Consider the following 14,549-nt stretch of genomic DNA (forward strand, 5'->3'; position numbering starts at 1 on the left):
AATGCGGCAGTCTCAACAATCGGTAGCAGGTAAAAGGGGGCGGGAAGAGCGGGGCAGAACAGGGTGCGACATAAAAGAACAGGCACCCGGAGGTGCCTGTTTTCACTGCGAAATGCGTTTACTTAGGATTTACGACGGCCAAGCCACAAGGCGGCGCCCGCCATCACTACTGTTGCGAACCATACCGGCCACCAGCCCACCCGGGCATACGGTGTCATACCGGTTGTCGGTGTGACTTTCACGTTCAGCACCTGACGGGTGAATTGCGGGATTTCGTGTGTCACATCGCCCTGCGCATTCACCACGGCGGTAATGCCGTTGTTGGTGCTGCGCAGTAACGGGCGACCCAGTTCGAGCGAACGCATACGTGCCATCTGGAAATGCTGCCACGGGCCGATGGAATGTCCGAACCAGGCATCATTGGAAATCGTCAGCAGGAAGTTAGTGTCCGGTTGCAGGTTATCACGCACCTGTTCACCGAAGACCACTTCATAACATATTGCCGTGGTCAGATTCAGGCCGCTGACCACCAGCGGTTTTTGCACGTAATCACCACTGGTAAGTCCTGACATCGGCAAATCAAAGAACGGTGCCAGAGGGCGAAGAATTGTTTCAAGCGGCACGAATTCACCGAACGGCACCAGATGATGCTTGTTGAAACGATTTTCGTCGGGATAGCGATACGGCTTTTCCCCGCCGAGCACGATGGCGCTGTTATACACCTTCATGCCTTCTTCGTTACGGCGTGCATCGATAATGCCGGTGATGAGTTGAGTGCCGTGTGAGCGATAGATATTATCTACCATGCTCAGGAAACCTTGCTGATCGGATTCAATGTCTGAAATCGCCGATTCCGGCCAGATGATCATGCTGGATTTGCCCACGAACGGACGGCTGAGATCCAGATAGGTCTGCAATGCACTTTCCAGCGCCTTTGGATCCCACTTCATCGACTGCGGAATATTGCCCTGAACCAGTGCCACATCGACCGTTTTATCGGTCTGTTCCTGATACCAGTGGATATAGCGCAACGGCCACGGCAGCAGCAACATAGCAACAGCAATGATCCCCGGCGTGATGCGACGCTGATGTACCGCATACACAATCAGGCCGCTCAGCGAAGTGAGCAAAATCGTGATGCCGTCGACGCCAGTGATGGGGGCAAGGCCTTTCAGCGGGCCGTCGATCTGACTGTAACCAAACTGTAGCCACGGGAAACCGGTCAGTACCCAGCCGCGCAGAAATTCAGTCATCTGCCACAGGGCGGGCGCGCCAAGAGCCAGTTTCCACCAGGTGGTTTTTGGCCACAGTTTGCTGAACAATCCGGCAAACAGCATGGTGTACAGCGACAAATAGGCTGCCAGCAACACGACGAGGAAAAGGTTAATCGCTTCCGGCATGCCGCCAAAGGTGGCGATACTGACATACACCCAGTTTACGCCGCTGCCAAACAGTCCCATCCCCCAGAAGAAGCCGATCAATGCGGCCTGACCCGGACGGCGATCGAGCGTGAATGCCAGCAGACCGCACAGCGAAATAATCGCCGCAGGCCAGAAGTCATAAGGGGAAAATGACAGCGTGCCCCAGGCACCGAAAAAGAGCGCCAGCAGGGCGCGAACCCGCTGGCGTTGATATAAAGAGGCAATTGCCATGGAGAATTATTCTTCCAGTATCGGTTGCGGCGCGTCGTCCGGTATTTTTACGTGAACCTGAATGATACGGCGGCTGTCGGCCATCGCAACCTTGAACAGGTAACCGTCAATTTCAATGCTTTCGCCACGCGCCGGTAAATGGCCAAATGACTGCATCACCAGACCACCAATGGTATCGACTTCGTCGTCACTGTAGTGGGTCTGGAACACTTCATTGAAATCTTCAATCGGCGCGAGGGCGCGGACGGTATACGTATGACGGCTGAGCTGGCGAATATCCAGATCTTCCGCTTCGTCGTACTCATCATCGATTTCGCCGACGATCAGTTCGAGAATATCTTCGATGGTGACCAGACCGGAAACGCCGCCGAATTCATCCACGACAATCGCCATGTGGTAACGCTGGGAGCGGAATTCTTTCAGCATGCGGTCTACGCGTTTGCTTTCAGGAACAACGACCGCGGTTCTCAGCACTTTATCGATGCTGAAGGGTTCAGACTCTGTGCGCATAAACGGCAACAGGTCTTTGGCCATCAGGATGCCTTCAATGTGATCCTTATCTTCGCTGATCACCGGGAAGCGTGAGTGTGCGGATTCGATGATGACATCGAGGCACTCTTCCAGCGGCTGATTGCGTTTTAGCGTGATCATCTGAGAACGCGGGATCATGATGTCCCGCACGCGCTGCTCGGCGATATCCATCACGCCTTCCAGCATGTCCCGGGTATCGGGGTCGATCAGATCGTTTTGTTCTGAATCACGGATCAGCTCAACCAGATCGCCACGGTTTTTAGGTTCACCGTGAAAAAGCTGGCTAAGGATAAGGGAAAAGAAGCCCTTCTTGGGACTGGGGCTGTCACTATTTTGTGAATGGTCATCGCTCATGGCGTTTGGTTTTTTTTACTCGTAGTTAGTGAAAATTATGCGAAACGCCTGCGGATGATAAACCTTCACCGGGCAGGCGCTGCGCGAGTTTACTGATAAATCAGTGGTCTTCTTTCTCTGAAATGTACGGATCTGGATAACCCAAACCGTGCATGATTTCAGTTTCAATCGATTCCATTTCTTCGGCTTCTTCGTCAACGATATGGTCATAGCCCAGCAAATGCAAACTGCCGTGAATCACCATATGCGCCCAGTGAGCCAGAAGTTCTTTATCCTGCTCTTTCGCTTCTTTCTCAACGACCTGACGACAAATAATCAGGTCGCCAAGAAGTGGCATCTCCATACCCGGAGGTGCTTCGAACGGGAAGGATAACACGTTGGTCGGTTTATCCATGCCACGATACGTCATATTCAGTTCATGACTTTCGGGGATATCGACCAGACGGATGGTCACTTCCGATTCTTCCTGAAATTGTGGAAGAACAGCTTCGAGCCATTTTTGAAAGTCATTTTCAGACGGTAAACCTGCGGGTTCTTCGCAGGCAATTTGTAAATCGAGAATTACCGTATTCATTGACCGGCCTGTTGTGTTGAGCTGTTCTGGTGTTCATGTTTACGCTCTGCGGCAATCGCATCGCGGCGTTTTTGGTCTTCTTCTTCCCAGGCTTCGTACGCGACAACAATGCGCGCCACCACCGGATGACGGACGACGTCCTCACTGTGGAAGAAGTTGAAGCTGAGTTCTTCAACGGAAGACAGCACTTCAATGGCATGACGAAGCCCTGATTTCTGATGACGCGGCAAGTCGATTTGCGTGACGTCACCGGTGATCACCGCTTTGGAGTTAAAACCAATACGGGTCAGGAACATCTTCATCTGTTCTATCGAAGTGTTCTGGCTTTCATCGAGAATAATAAAAGCGTCGTTCAGCGTACGGCCACGCATGTAAGCCAGCGGGGCGACTTCAATGACGTTGCGCTCAATCAGTTTTTCAACTTTTTCAAAGCCGAGCATTTCGAATAATGCGTCATACAGCGGGCGCAGATACGGGTCGACTTTCTGGCTGAGATCGCCCGGCAGGAAGCCCAGCTTTTCACCGGCTTCAACAGCAGGGCGGGTCAGCAGAATACGGCGTACTTCCTGACGCTCCAGCGCATCCACCGCAGCAGCCACGGCCAGATAGGTTTTACCCGTACCCGCAGGACCAATCCCGAAGGTGATATCGTGGTCGAGGATATTAGCGATGTATTGCGCCTGATTTGGCGTACGCGGCTTCACCATCCCGCGCTTGGTTTTAATAATGACCGCTTTGCCGAAATCCGGCACGCTTTCTGCGGTTTGTTCCAGCACCCGGCTTTCTTTGATCGCCAGATGGATTTTTTCAGGGTCGATATCCTGGATTTCACCACGCAGCGGCGCAGTGTCTACGTATAAATCACGCAGGATGTCGGCGGCTGCCGCAACAGGCAGACTCTTTCCGACCAATTTAAACGCGTTATCACGACGGTTGATTTCAACGCCCAACCGGCGCTCCAGTTGTTTGATATTGTCATCAAACGGCCCGCACAGGCTCAGCAAACGCTGGTTGTCTTCGGGCTCCAGTAAAATCTCTTGTGTTACAACGTTCAAACGAATCCTTTGGGTCACTTCGGACCAGTTTACCCTTCATACTGAAGCTACAGAGTGTGTTGGCTGCATTCACTCGACTTTATGCAACTCGAATTATTACGGGTACGTTTTATGAAACACCCGGCTGATTACTGCTTTCAGCCGTCAACCATACCTGACTTAATAATACATGCCCTTGGCAAAATATGCTGCGCCGTGGCAGCAGTTGCAGGGACCTTCATCCGGATATGCGGCCTTTGCTGGAAAATTAAACCCTTGTGATGAAGGTATTAGCGAAAATCTCAAAAGAAACAGGACGCCGGAGCGCCCTGTCGATATCGGGTCATACATCATTACTATGGTTCAGGGTTGATACATTCCAACGCCCAATTCATTTTCTTTACGGGTACGTTCGATGACCGATTGCGGAGATTCATGCAGGCGCAGCGCCATCTGTTCTTCAGTGCGGACAACCACACCGCGCAGTGAGTTGGCATACACATCGACAATTTCGACATCCACGAACTTACCGATCATATCCGGCGTGCCTTCGAAGTTGACCACGCGGTTACATTCGGTACGCCCGGTCAGCTCCATAATGTCCTTGCGGGACGTGCCTTCCACCAGAATGCGCTGAACGGTGCCCAGCGTGGCGCGGCTGAAACGCATGACCTGCTGAGTGATTCTGTCCTGTAACAGCGCCAGACGCTGTTTCTTCTCGTCCATGCTCACATCATCCACCATGTCCGCCGCCGGTGTGCCAGGGCGCGGAGAGTAGATGAAGCTGAAACTGACGTCGTAATTGACCTGTGCGATCAAATCCATTGTGCGTTCAAAATCTTCATTGGTTTCACCAGGGAAGCCAATGATGAAATCTGAACTGAAATGAATATCAGGACGCGCAGCGCGTAACTTACGGATCGTCGATTTGTATTCCAGCACCGTATGAGGGCGTTTCATCATGGTCAGAATGCGGTCGGAACCGCTCTGAATCGGCAGATGCAGGAAGCTCACCACTTCCGGCGTGTCTTTGTAGACATCAATAATGTCATCGGTAAATTCGACCGGATGACTGGTGGTGAAACGGATACGGTCGATGCCGTCAATGGCCGCCACCAGACGCAGCAGCTCAGCGAAGGTGCAGATGCCGCCGTCAAAAGAATCGCCGCGATACGCATTGACGTTCTGGCCCAGCAGATTGACTTCACGTACGCCTTGCGCGGCCAGCTGGGCGACTTCGAACAGCACGTCATCGCACGGGCGGCTGACTTCTTCGCCGCGGGTATAAGGCACCACGCAGAAGCTGCAATATTTGTTGCAGCCTTCCATGATGGAAACGAAAGCGGTCGGGCCGTCGGCGCGCGGTTCCGGCAGCCGGTCAAATTTTTCGATTTCAGGGAAACTGATATCGACGACAGGGCTTTTAGTGCCACGCACATGGTTCACCATTTCTGGCAGGCGGTGCAGGGTTTGCGGGCCGAAGACGATATCAACACAAGGCGCGCGTTTACGCAGCATTTCGCCTTCCTGCGAGGCTACGCAGCCACCGACGCCGATAATGATATCCGGATTTTTCTTCTTCAGTAATTTCCAGTGTCCGAGCAGGCTGAAGACTTTCTCCTGCGCTTTTTCCCTGATTGAGCAGGTGTTCAGGAGCAGAATGTCTGCTTCTTCAGCGTTATCCGTCAGCTGGTAACCATGGGTGCTGTCGAGAAGGTCAGCCATCTTAGATGAATCATATTCATTCATCTGGCAGCCCCAGGTTTTTATGTGCAGTTTTTTAGTCATCAGCGTGTCAGTACTCAATACGGGGAACGTGAGATCGGCAATGCCGCAGTGCATAGCATAGTTCAGGGGCGCTATTGTAAACCCTCACTCCGGTGCTGACCAGTGCAGGAAAGCAGCTTAGGCCCTGATGCTGACATAAAAATCCGGTACACTTCGCATAATGAACTGAACAGAAAGCCGGAATAAAATGAATAATTCTGAGAAGACATTTGATGCAGTAATTGTCGGCGGCGGCATGGTCGGCGCAGCCGCGGCGCAGGGACTGGCAAAACAAGGTCTGCAAGTCGCACTGATAGAGAATGAAGCGCCCGCCGGATTTGACCCGTCGGCACCGGCTGATTTGCGTATTTCCGCCATTGGCTGTGCATCCGCCCGCTTTTTACAGAAACTGGGCGCATGGGAATCCGTTGAGAAAATGCGCTCAGTACCGTACCGCCGCCTGGAAACCTGGGAAGTGGACGGTTCTGAGGTGAAATTTGACGCGCAATCCCTAGGATTACCGGAGCTTGGATTCATGGTCGAAAACCGTGTATTGCAGCTTGCGTTGTGGCAGCAGTTCGACGCACTCACCAATCTGACGCGTTTTTGTCCGGCAAAGTTACGCCATCTTTTGCAGCACGATGATAAAACCTGGTCGCTTCAGCTGACTACGGGGGATTTGTTGCGTACGAAACTGGTGATTGCCGCCGACGGGGCGAACTCACTGGTACGCCAGCTGGCGGGCATTGGCGTGGATGGCTGGGAATACCGCCAGCACTGCATGCTGATTAACGTTGAAACTGAAACGCCGGATCAGGACGTCACCTGGCAGCAATTTTTCCCTTCCGGCCCGCGGGCGTTTCTGCCTCTGTTCGGCAATCAGGCCTCGCTGGTCTGGTATGACAGTCCGCAGCGTATCCGTTATCTGAAAACGCTGAATATGCAGCAGCTCACAACAGAAGTGATGCAGGCGTTCCCTGCACGACTGGGCACAGTGAAAGCCCTGTCCGCAGGGGCGTTTCCGCTGGTTCGCCGTCATGCTCAGCGTTACGTGTTACCGGGGCTGGCGCTGGTGGGTGACGCGGCGCATACCATTAATCCGCTGGCAGGGCAGGGCGTGAATCTGGGATATCGTGACGTGGAAGCATTGCTCTCAGTGCTGGAGAAAGCGCGTGATCATGATGAGGCGTGGAGCAGTGAAAAAGTGTTGTTACGCTATCAGCGTCAGCGTCGTCTGGATAATTTGCTGATGCAAAGCGGCATGGATTTGTTCTATACCGCCTTCAGCAACGATCTGCCACCGGTGAAAGCGTTGCGTAATCTGGCGTTAATGACCGCACAGCGTGCCGGCGCACTGAAAACCAAAGCACTGAAATATGCTTTAGGGATATAATCAGCTCAGGGCAAACCGGAGAAATACTGGTTTGCCTTTCTTTTTTGCTGACTAAAAGACAAATAGCAAAAAGCCCGCACGTCTTTTTTGCTGACTAAAAGACAAATAGCAAAAAGCCCGCACGAGGCGGGCTTTCTTAATGTGGCTGGGGTGCCAGGATTCGAACCTGGGTATGCTGGTATCAGAAACCAGAGCCTTACCGCTTGGCGACACCCCAATTTTATTTCTCACTACCTTTTGAGCAGTGTACTGCAAGTAAAATGGTGGCTACGACGGGATTTGAACCTGTGACCCCATCATTATGAGTGATGTGCTCTAACCAGCTGAGCTACGTAGCCAAATTTTACTGACTTACTTCAAAACTTCAAGCACTAATTTAACTAACTTAATAATAAATTTCAAGTGCTTACCAATTATACAGAAAGAAGTATGGCTGGGGTACCTGGATTCGAACCAGGGTATGCTGGTATCAAAAACCAGTGCCTTACCGCTTGGCGATACCCCAACAGTACAACTTCTTCAAATTGGATTTTCCTCACAAACACATCAGTAACGCAATGTGAAAGATAAGAAAATGGCTGGGGTACCAGGATTCGAACCTGGGAATGCTGGTATCAAAAACCAGTGCCTTACCGCTTGGCGATACCCCAACTGTGCTACCGATGTCTGGAAATGGTGCGGGAGGCGAGACTTGAACTCGCACACCTTGCGGCGCTAGAACCTAAATCTAGTGCGTCTACCAATTTCGCCACTCCCGCAAAAAAGATGGTGGCTACGACGGGATTCGAACCTGTGACCCCATCATTATGAGTGATGTGCTCTAACCAACTGAGCTACGTAGCCATCTTTTTTCGCGCTACCTTCATCGGCGTTGCGGGGCGCATTATGCGTATATGACCGTTTTGCGTCAACACCTTTTTTGGAGAAAAAGCCCTGATGGCGTCCATTTGTCTGGCTTATAACCACTCTGGTGATTAATTGGACAAAAGACATTATTTTTAGTGGCTTTACCCACAAAAAAACGGGCCATAACAGGCCCGTTTGTTACAAGGAGATTTACCAGGGAAGAGATTATTTGTAGGCGGACTGGTGCACGCCAACAGCACGCCCGGATGGATCGTCCATGTTTTTGAACGCTTCATCCCACTCAATCGCTTTCGCAGAAGAACAGGCCACAGAAGGGCCGCCAGGCACGCATTCCGCCGCGCTTGGGACCGGGAACAATTCTTCAAAAATCGTGCGGTACAGGTAGCCTTCTTTGGACGTCGGCGTGTTGTACGGGAAACGGAAATGCGCAGTTTCGAGCTGTTGATCGGTGATCTGCTGAGAGGCCACTTCTTTTAAAGTATCGATCCAGCTATAACCTACGCCATCAGAGAATTGTTCTTTCTGACGCCATGCCACGCTGTGTGGCAGATATGACTCGAAACATTCACGCAGGATATGTTTTTCCATCTTGCCGTTGCCGCACATCTTGTCTTTAGGGTTGATACGCATCGCAACGTCGAGGAATTTTTTGTCCAGGAACGGTACGCGGGCTTCCACACCCCAGGCTGACATGGCTTTGTTGGCACGCGCACAGTCATACATGTGCAGGGCCAGCAATTTACGCACGGTTTCTTCGTGGAATTCTTTGGCGTTTGGCGCTTTATGGAAATACAGGTAGCCGCCCAACACTTCGTCTGCGCCTTCGCCAGATAACACCATTTTGATGCCCATCGCTTTGATTTTACGCGACATCAGATACATCGGCGTTGATGCACGGATAGTCGTCACGTCGTACGTTTCGATGTGATAGATAACATCACGGATAGCATCCAGACCTTCCTGCACGGTGAAATGAATTTCGTGGTGCACGGTACCTAAATGGTTAGCGACTTCCTGAGCTGCGCGCAGATCCGGAGAACCTTCCAGACCGACCGCAAAGGAATGCAGTTGCGGCCACCAGGCTTCGCTCTGATCTTTATCTTCGATACGACGACCGGCAAATTTCTTGGTGATCGCGGAAATCACGGAGGAATCCAGACCACCTGACAGCAGCACGCCGTATGGCACGTCAGACATCAGATGGCTTTTCACTGCTTCTTCCAGCGCATCTTTCAGCGCCGCAGCGTCAGTGACGTTGTCTTTGACGTTTTCGAAGTCAAACCAGTCACGTTGGTAATATTCGCGAATTTCACCGTCCTGGCTCCACAGATAGCTGCCTGCCGGGAATTCTTTGATGGTGCGGCAAACCGGCACCAGCGCTTTCATTTCAGAAGCGACATACATGTTGCCGTGTTCGTCGTAACCCATATACAGCGGAATGATGCCCAGATGGTCACGGCCAATCAGGTACGCGTCTTTTTCTGTGTCATACAGAATAAAGGCGAACATGCCTTGCAGTTCATCCAGGAAGGCAGGGCCTTTCTCCTGATACAGCGCCAGAATAACTTCGCAGTCAGATGCGGTCTGGAATTCATATTTATCGCCCAGTTCTGCGCGCAGAGCCTGGTGGTTGTAGATTTCGCCGTTAACAGCCAGAACGTGAGTGTGTGCTGCGTTGTACAGAGGCTGTGCGCCGTTGTTCACGTCAACGATGGACAGACGCTCGTGCGACAGAATCGCTTTATCGCTGGCAAACACGCCGGACCAGTCTGGTCCGCGGTGACGCATCAGGCGCGACAGTTCCAGCGCTTTTTTGCGCAGCTCGACGGAGTCAGTTTTGATATCGAGCACACCGAAAATTGAACACATATTGCTTTCTCCCTAACGACGTTTCTCTGGCTGTCATTTTTATGTTTATGAATGAGGATCAACGTTGCCGTTCTTGCAGTTTTAACCGGCGGTTGTTGCGTTGCTGACTATGAAAATGCGTCAAAACCCCCATGTTGTGCAAGTGGTTTAACGCTATTCTGATAAATAGTTGGTAGAGGGAGGGTGATCTTTAACGAATCATCATTTTTATGGCGTTTTCTTTAGCGAATTATTAATTTAATTGCCAAAAATTGAGGAGGATTCAAAAAAATAGAAAAGTGGATAAAAATCAGGCGGCAAGACGAAAAAAAACGAGCCGGGAGTCAAATCCGGGCTCGTTTTCATAGACTTATCAGTGGCCGTTAAATTACGTCAATATCGGCAACGGAAGGATAAATCCAGGTCGGGCGGAATGGCATTCCCTCAATATCATTGAGCGTGGAAACGCCGGACAGCACCAGAATGGTTTCCAGACCGGCCTGGAAGCCCGCCAGTATGTCGGTGCGCAGATTGTCACCCACAATGACCGTCTCTTCGGAATGTGCCTGCATTTTATTCAGCGCCGAGCGGATGATCCACGGGCTTGGCTTGCCGACGTAAAACGGCTGGCGTCCGGTGATTTTTTCGATAGGTGCGCATAACGCGCCACAGGCCGGGACAAAACCGTGTCCGTGATTATCCGGATTGGTCGCGATAAAGCGTGCGCCGTTAGCCACGAAATACGCGGCTTTATGGATCATATCCCAGTTGTAAGAACGGGTTTCGCCAACAATCACGAAATCAGGATTGATATCGGTAATGGTGAAACCAGCTTTATAAAGTTCATGAATCAATGCGCCTTCGCCGACGACATAGGCTTTTTTGCCTTCCTGGCGTTTCAGGAAATCGGCGGTCGCCATCGCGGAGGTGAAAAATGCACTTTCAGGCACTTCAAGACCGGCTGCGCTGAAGCGGTTAGCCAGATCCTGCGCTGTCTGGGAAGGGTAGTTAGTGAGGATCACTAACGGCATTCCCTGTTCCTGAATTCGCGCGAGAAAACGGTCGGCGCCTGGTACTGCGGTATTGTCGTGCAACAGCACGCCATCAATGTCACAAATTACGTTCTTTATTGTCATGATTTCCAAACCCACATTTTCAGTCCCATTCCTGGCAGCCTGATACTATAGCACGTCTCAATTTTCCATCAGACGCTGCAACAGAACGCCATTCAGCATCGCCCGTTTGACCAGTGCAAAAGCGCCAATCGCAGACTGATGATTCAGGGCTGACGTCACTACCGGTAAATTGCGGCGGAAATCCTTCAGAACCTGCGCATTAATACAGTTCTGAATCGCAGGAAGCAGTACTTTGTCGGCCTCCGTGATTTCACCGGCAATCACCACTTTTTGCGGATTAAACAGGTTAATGGCAATCGAAACGCCTTTACCCAACTGGCGCCCCACATGCTCAATGACTTCGGTGGCTAGCGCATCGTGGCGATTGGCGGCCTTACAAATGGCGGAAATCGAACAGTCTTCCAGGCTCAGTTTGCTGGCATAGCCTTGCGTAAGCAGGTGGCGCACACGATTTTCGATGGCGGCGTTGGCCGCAACGGTTTCCAGACAACCGAAATTACCGCAATGACAGCGTTCGCCCAGCGGATCAATTTGGATATGCCCGATTTCCCCCACATTGCCGTTGCTGCCCAGGAAAATCTGCCCGTTAACGATGATCCCGGCACCTGTACCACGGTGTAAACGAACCAAAATCGAGTCCTGACAGTCGCGGGTCGCACCGAAATAGTGCTCAGCCAGCGCCAGACTGCGGATATCGTGGCCAACAAAACTGGTGACTTTAAATTTTGCCTCCAGCGCATCCACTAATTTCCACGCACCGACGCTGATATGCGGCATGTAGCGCACAATTCCTTTATTAGGATCGACCAGCCCCGGAAGGATGACAGAAATGGCAATCAGTTCGCGGATTTTACGCTGATTCAGCTCGATGAACTGGGCAATAGCCTCGAACAGCGCGTTCTCCAGCGTTTCCTGAGTGCGCTCGGGCAGGGCGTAATGTTGTTCAGCCAGCGATTTGGCACTGAGATCGTAGAGGGTAATCGTTGCATCGTGGCGGCCAAGGCGCACCGCAATAGCGTGGAAAGGGCGGGTTTCAGTAATGATGGAAATTGCGCGGCGGCCTCCCGTGGAAGCCTGCTGATCCACTTCTTTGATCAGCCCGCGCTCAAGCAATTGCCGGGTAATTTTGGTGACACTGGCGGGTGCCAGCTGGCTTATGTCGGCAATCTGAATGCGCGAGATGGGCCCTTGCTGGTCAATCAGGCGGTAAACGGCTGCGCCGTTTAACTGCTTAACCAGATCAACGTTGCCGATTTGTGCCTGCTGTCCGCCAGTTGTCATCAATGCTGTTATCCGCTCAATTAAACTTCGTCACCATTAACGATAGTTTTTGTGATTTTAAAATCATGAGTGAACGCGGTGAGGTTGGCGACTTTACCTGCTTCGATGCTGCCAAGCTGATCTTCAAGACCAATGGCGCGAGCCGGATAAAGCGATGCCATACGCAGCGTTTCATCCAGAGCTATTCCGACATGTTCGACGCTGTTTTGCACCGCTTCGATCATCGTCAGCGCAGAGCCGCTCAGCGTACCGTTTTCGTCCACACAGAGTCCGTCACGGTAGTATATTGTTTTACCGGCAAAAATGAACTCATCAATATTCGCACCCGCTGGCGCGGTGGCATCAGTGACCAGCACCAGCTTCTCGCCTTTGAGCTTTTTCGCGTTACGGATATTGGCCCAGTCCACATGCAAACCATCTGCAATCACGCCGGTATACACTTCAGGCGTATCGAAGATTGCACCAATAAGGCCAGGCTGACGACCGGTAATGGCGGGCATTGCATTATAAAGGTGCGTCGCAAAGCTGATACCTGCCGCAAAACCGGCACGGGCTTCAGCATACGTTGAATTTGAATGGCCAGCGGAAATTACAATCCCTGCATCACGCAACTGGCGGATATATTTCGCATCAACCTGTTCCGGTGCGAGCGTAAGTTGGGTAATTACATCAGCATTCGCGCACAGGAAATCAATCATCGCGCTGTCTGGCAGGCGGATAAAGGCTGGATTATGCGTGCCTTTTTTTGCCGGGCTGAGGTATGGCCCTTCCAGATGCAGACCCAAAGCCTGGTTCGGATACTTTTCCAGATACGTGCGCATCACGCTGATACCGTGTTTCATGTAGTCGTCGCTACAAGTGATCAGCGTCGGTAAGAAACTGGTACAGCCGGATTTTTCATTGGCTTTCTGCATGATTTCTAACGTTTCTACTGAAATGGCTTCCAGAGAATCGTTGAACTGCACGCCGCCACAACCATTAAGTTGCAGATCGATAAATCCGGGGGCAAGAATGGCGCCGTCCAGACTGCGGGTTTCCACATTCGCCGGCAATTCACTCACCGGGCAGACACGTTCGATTTTGCCATCGGCAATCACTACCGCGTGGTTATCCAGAACGTCATGGCCGGTATAGACCCGGCAGTTCACTAATGCGTACATCATGCCCCCATTCCCCTAAATCCTTTGAGCCGCAGCAGCGTTGGCTGCCTTCACTCACTCCGGTCACTTACTTGAGTAAGCTCCCTGAGACTCGTTCCGTTGCCGCCTTGCTGCAACTCCAATGCTTTCGGGGACTCAGTTAATTAAAGGTTTTTCATATTTTCCGCTTCTAACTCGCGGAAATATTTAACAGTTTTGACTTTCAGTTCCATGGTGGAAGGTTCATCACACACCATAACGGCTTTTGCGTGTAATTGCAGGCAACTGATGGTCCACATGTGGTTGATATTACCTTCAACAGCGGCTTCAAGCGCCTGCGCTTTCGCGTGACCGGTAACCAGAATCATCACTTCTTCCGCATCCAGCAGCGTACCCACGCCAACGGTCAGGGCGAATTTTGGCACCTGAGACACATCGTTGTCGAAGAAACGGGAATTCGCGATACGGGTTTCATGGGTCAGGGTTTTGATACGCGTACGAGAAGCCAGGGATGAAGCCGGTTCGTTGAACGCGATATGACCGTCGTTACCCACGCCACCCATGAACAGGTTAATTTTGCCGTAAGACTTAATTTTCGCTTCGTACTGGCGACATTCTTCGTCGACGTCGGGTGCATTACCATTCAGCAAGTTGATATTTTCGCGTGGAATATCAACGTGATCAAAGAAGTTTTTATACATGAAAGTATGGTAGCTCTCAGGGTGTTCCTGCGGCAGACCCACATATTCATCCATGTTAAAGGTGACGACGTTCTTGAAGCTAACCTGGCCTGCTTTATGCATGGCGATTAAATGTTTGTAAGCTTCGAGAGGGGTACCACCGGTAGGCAGGCCCAGAACGAAAGGACGGTCGGCGGTAGGTTTGAAAGCGTTAATACGTTCAACGATATGACGTGCAGCCCATTTGCCAACTTCAGTGGTGGTGTTTAAAGGAATAAGTCTCATCACGTACC

General features: G+C 51.6%; 11 protein-coding genes and 6 tRNA genes. 1 reads left to right on the top strand and 16 read right to left on the bottom strand.

Going from position 1 to position 14,549, the window contains the following annotated elements:
* Positions 1-122: 122 nt before the first annotated feature.
* From lnt to miaB, 5 genes are all read right to left on the bottom strand, one after another.
* Positions 123-1,652 carry an apolipoprotein N-acyltransferase gene (lnt, locus tag EC840_RS10060; protein WP_132965150.1) on the bottom strand — a complete coding sequence of 510 codons (1,530 nt, stop codon included), beginning with the start codon at positions 1,650-1,652 and terminating at the stop codon, positions 123-125.
* Between the two features lie 6 nt (positions 1,653-1,658).
* On the bottom strand, positions 1,659-2,537 hold the full coding sequence (corC, locus tag EC840_RS10065) for a CNNM family magnesium/cobalt transport protein CorC (RefSeq protein ID WP_015698153.1): 879 nt from the start codon (positions 2,535-2,537) through the stop codon (positions 1,659-1,661).
* A 100-nt stretch (positions 2,538-2,637) separates the two neighbouring features.
* Positions 2,638-3,111, bottom strand: a complete 474-nt coding sequence (ybeY, locus tag EC840_RS10070) for an rRNA maturation RNase YbeY (RefSeq protein WP_113876056.1) — start codon at positions 3,109-3,111, stop codon at positions 2,638-2,640.
* A complete protein-coding gene (locus tag EC840_RS10075; RefSeq protein ID WP_113876055.1) occupies positions 3,108-4,184 on the bottom strand; it encodes a PhoH family protein in 1,077 nt (358 codons plus the stop codon). The genes ybeY and EC840_RS10075 overlap by 4 nt, the downstream gene beginning before the upstream one ends.
* A 324-nt stretch (positions 4,185-4,508) precedes the next feature.
* The gene (miaB, locus tag EC840_RS10085; RefSeq protein ID WP_112287667.1) at positions 4,509-5,933 is read right to left on the bottom strand and encodes a tRNA (N6-isopentenyl adenosine(37)-C2)-methylthiotransferase MiaB; all 1,425 of its coding nucleotides are present in this window, start codon (positions 5,931-5,933) and stop codon (positions 4,509-4,511) included.
* Between the two features lie 187 nt (positions 5,934-6,120).
* On the opposite strand from miaB, the gene ubiF reads away from it, so the two are divergent.
* On the top strand, positions 6,121-7,305 hold the full coding sequence (gene ubiF, locus EC840_RS10090; RefSeq protein WP_132965152.1) for a 3-demethoxyubiquinol 3-hydroxylase: 1,185 nt from the start codon (positions 6,121-6,123) through the stop codon (positions 7,303-7,305).
* Positions 7,306-7,447: 142 nt separating this feature from the next.
* Here the strand turns inward: ubiF and EC840_RS10095 are convergent.
* The 11 genes from EC840_RS10095 to nagB form a co-directional block, all read right to left on the bottom strand.
* A tRNA-Gln gene (locus EC840_RS10095) sits at positions 7,448-7,522 on the bottom strand.
* Positions 7,523-7,566: 44 nt separating this feature from the next.
* A tRNA-Met gene (locus EC840_RS10100) sits at positions 7,567-7,643 on the bottom strand.
* A 92-nt stretch (positions 7,644-7,735) separates the two neighbouring features.
* Positions 7,736-7,810 (bottom strand) — tRNA-Gln (locus EC840_RS10105).
* A 70-nt stretch (positions 7,811-7,880) separates the two neighbouring features.
* Positions 7,881-7,955, bottom strand: a tRNA-Gln gene (locus EC840_RS10110).
* A gap of 23 nt (positions 7,956-7,978) precedes the next feature.
* Positions 7,979-8,063: transfer RNA gene (locus EC840_RS10115), tRNA-Leu, on the bottom strand.
* 8 nt (positions 8,064-8,071) lie between these two features.
* A tRNA-Met gene (locus tag EC840_RS10120) sits at positions 8,072-8,148 on the bottom strand.
* Between the two features lie 228 nt (positions 8,149-8,376).
* Entirely contained in the window at positions 8,377-10,041 is a 1,665-nt protein-coding gene (asnB, locus tag EC840_RS10125; RefSeq protein WP_129638374.1) for an asparagine synthase B, read from the bottom strand.
* Between the two features lie 362 nt (positions 10,042-10,403).
* On the bottom strand, positions 10,404-11,156 hold the full coding sequence (locus EC840_RS10130) for an HAD-IIA family hydrolase (protein WP_113876248.1): 753 nt from the start codon (positions 11,154-11,156) through the stop codon (positions 10,404-10,406).
* Between the two features lie 57 nt (positions 11,157-11,213).
* Positions 11,214-12,437: an ROK family protein gene (locus tag EC840_RS10135; RefSeq protein ID WP_112287646.1), complete on the bottom strand. Its 1,224-nt coding sequence runs from the start codon at positions 12,435-12,437 to the stop codon at positions 11,214-11,216.
* A 20-nt stretch (positions 12,438-12,457) separates the two neighbouring features.
* Positions 12,458-13,597 (bottom strand): N-acetylglucosamine-6-phosphate deacetylase, encoded by a 1,140-nt coding sequence (gene nagA / locus EC840_RS10140; protein WP_113876050.1) that lies wholly within the window; start codon positions 13,595-13,597, stop codon positions 12,458-12,460.
* Between the two features lie 143 nt (positions 13,598-13,740).
* Positions 13,741-14,541, bottom strand: a complete 801-nt coding sequence (gene nagB / locus EC840_RS10145; protein WP_112287648.1) for a glucosamine-6-phosphate deaminase — start codon at positions 14,539-14,541, stop codon at positions 13,741-13,743.
* Positions 14,542-14,549 lie beyond the last annotated feature (8 nt).

Source organism: Rahnella sp. JUb53 (assembly GCF_004346065.1).
Lineage (GTDB): Bacteria > Pseudomonadota > Gammaproteobacteria > Enterobacterales > Enterobacteriaceae > Rahnella > Rahnella variigena.

Coding starts and splice junctions, on each gene's coding strand:
- lnt (WP_132965150.1), bottom strand. CDS start 1,652: ATGGCAATTGCCTCTTTATATCAACGCCAGCGGGTTCGCGCCCTGCTG.
- corC (WP_015698153.1), bottom strand. CDS start 2,537: ATGAGCGATGACCATTCACAAAATAGTGACAGCCCCAGTCCCAAGAAG.
- ybeY (WP_113876056.1), bottom strand. CDS start 3,111: ATGAATACGGTAATTCTCGATTTACAAATTGCCTGCGAAGAACCCGCA.
- miaB (WP_112287667.1), bottom strand. CDS start 5,933: ATGACTAAAAAACTGCACATAAAAACCTGGGGCTGCCAGATGAATGAA.
- ubiF (WP_132965152.1), top strand. CDS start 6,121: ATGAATAATTCTGAGAAGACATTTGATGCAGTAATTGTCGGCGGCGGC.
- asnB (WP_129638374.1), bottom strand. CDS start 10,041: ATGTGTTCAATTTTCGGTGTGCTCGATATCAAAACTGACTCCGTCGAG.
- EC840_RS10130 (WP_113876248.1), bottom strand. CDS start 11,156: ATGACAATAAAGAACGTAATTTGTGACATTGATGGCGTGCTGTTGCAC.
- EC840_RS10135 (WP_112287646.1), bottom strand. CDS start 12,437: ATGACAACTGGCGGACAGCAGGCACAAATCGGCAACGTTGATCTGGTT.
- nagA (WP_113876050.1), bottom strand. CDS start 13,597: ATGTACGCATTAGTGAACTGCCGGGTCTATACCGGCCATGACGTTCTG.
- nagB (WP_112287648.1), bottom strand. CDS start 14,541: ATGAGACTTATTCCTTTAAACACCACCACTGAAGTTGGCAAATGGGCT.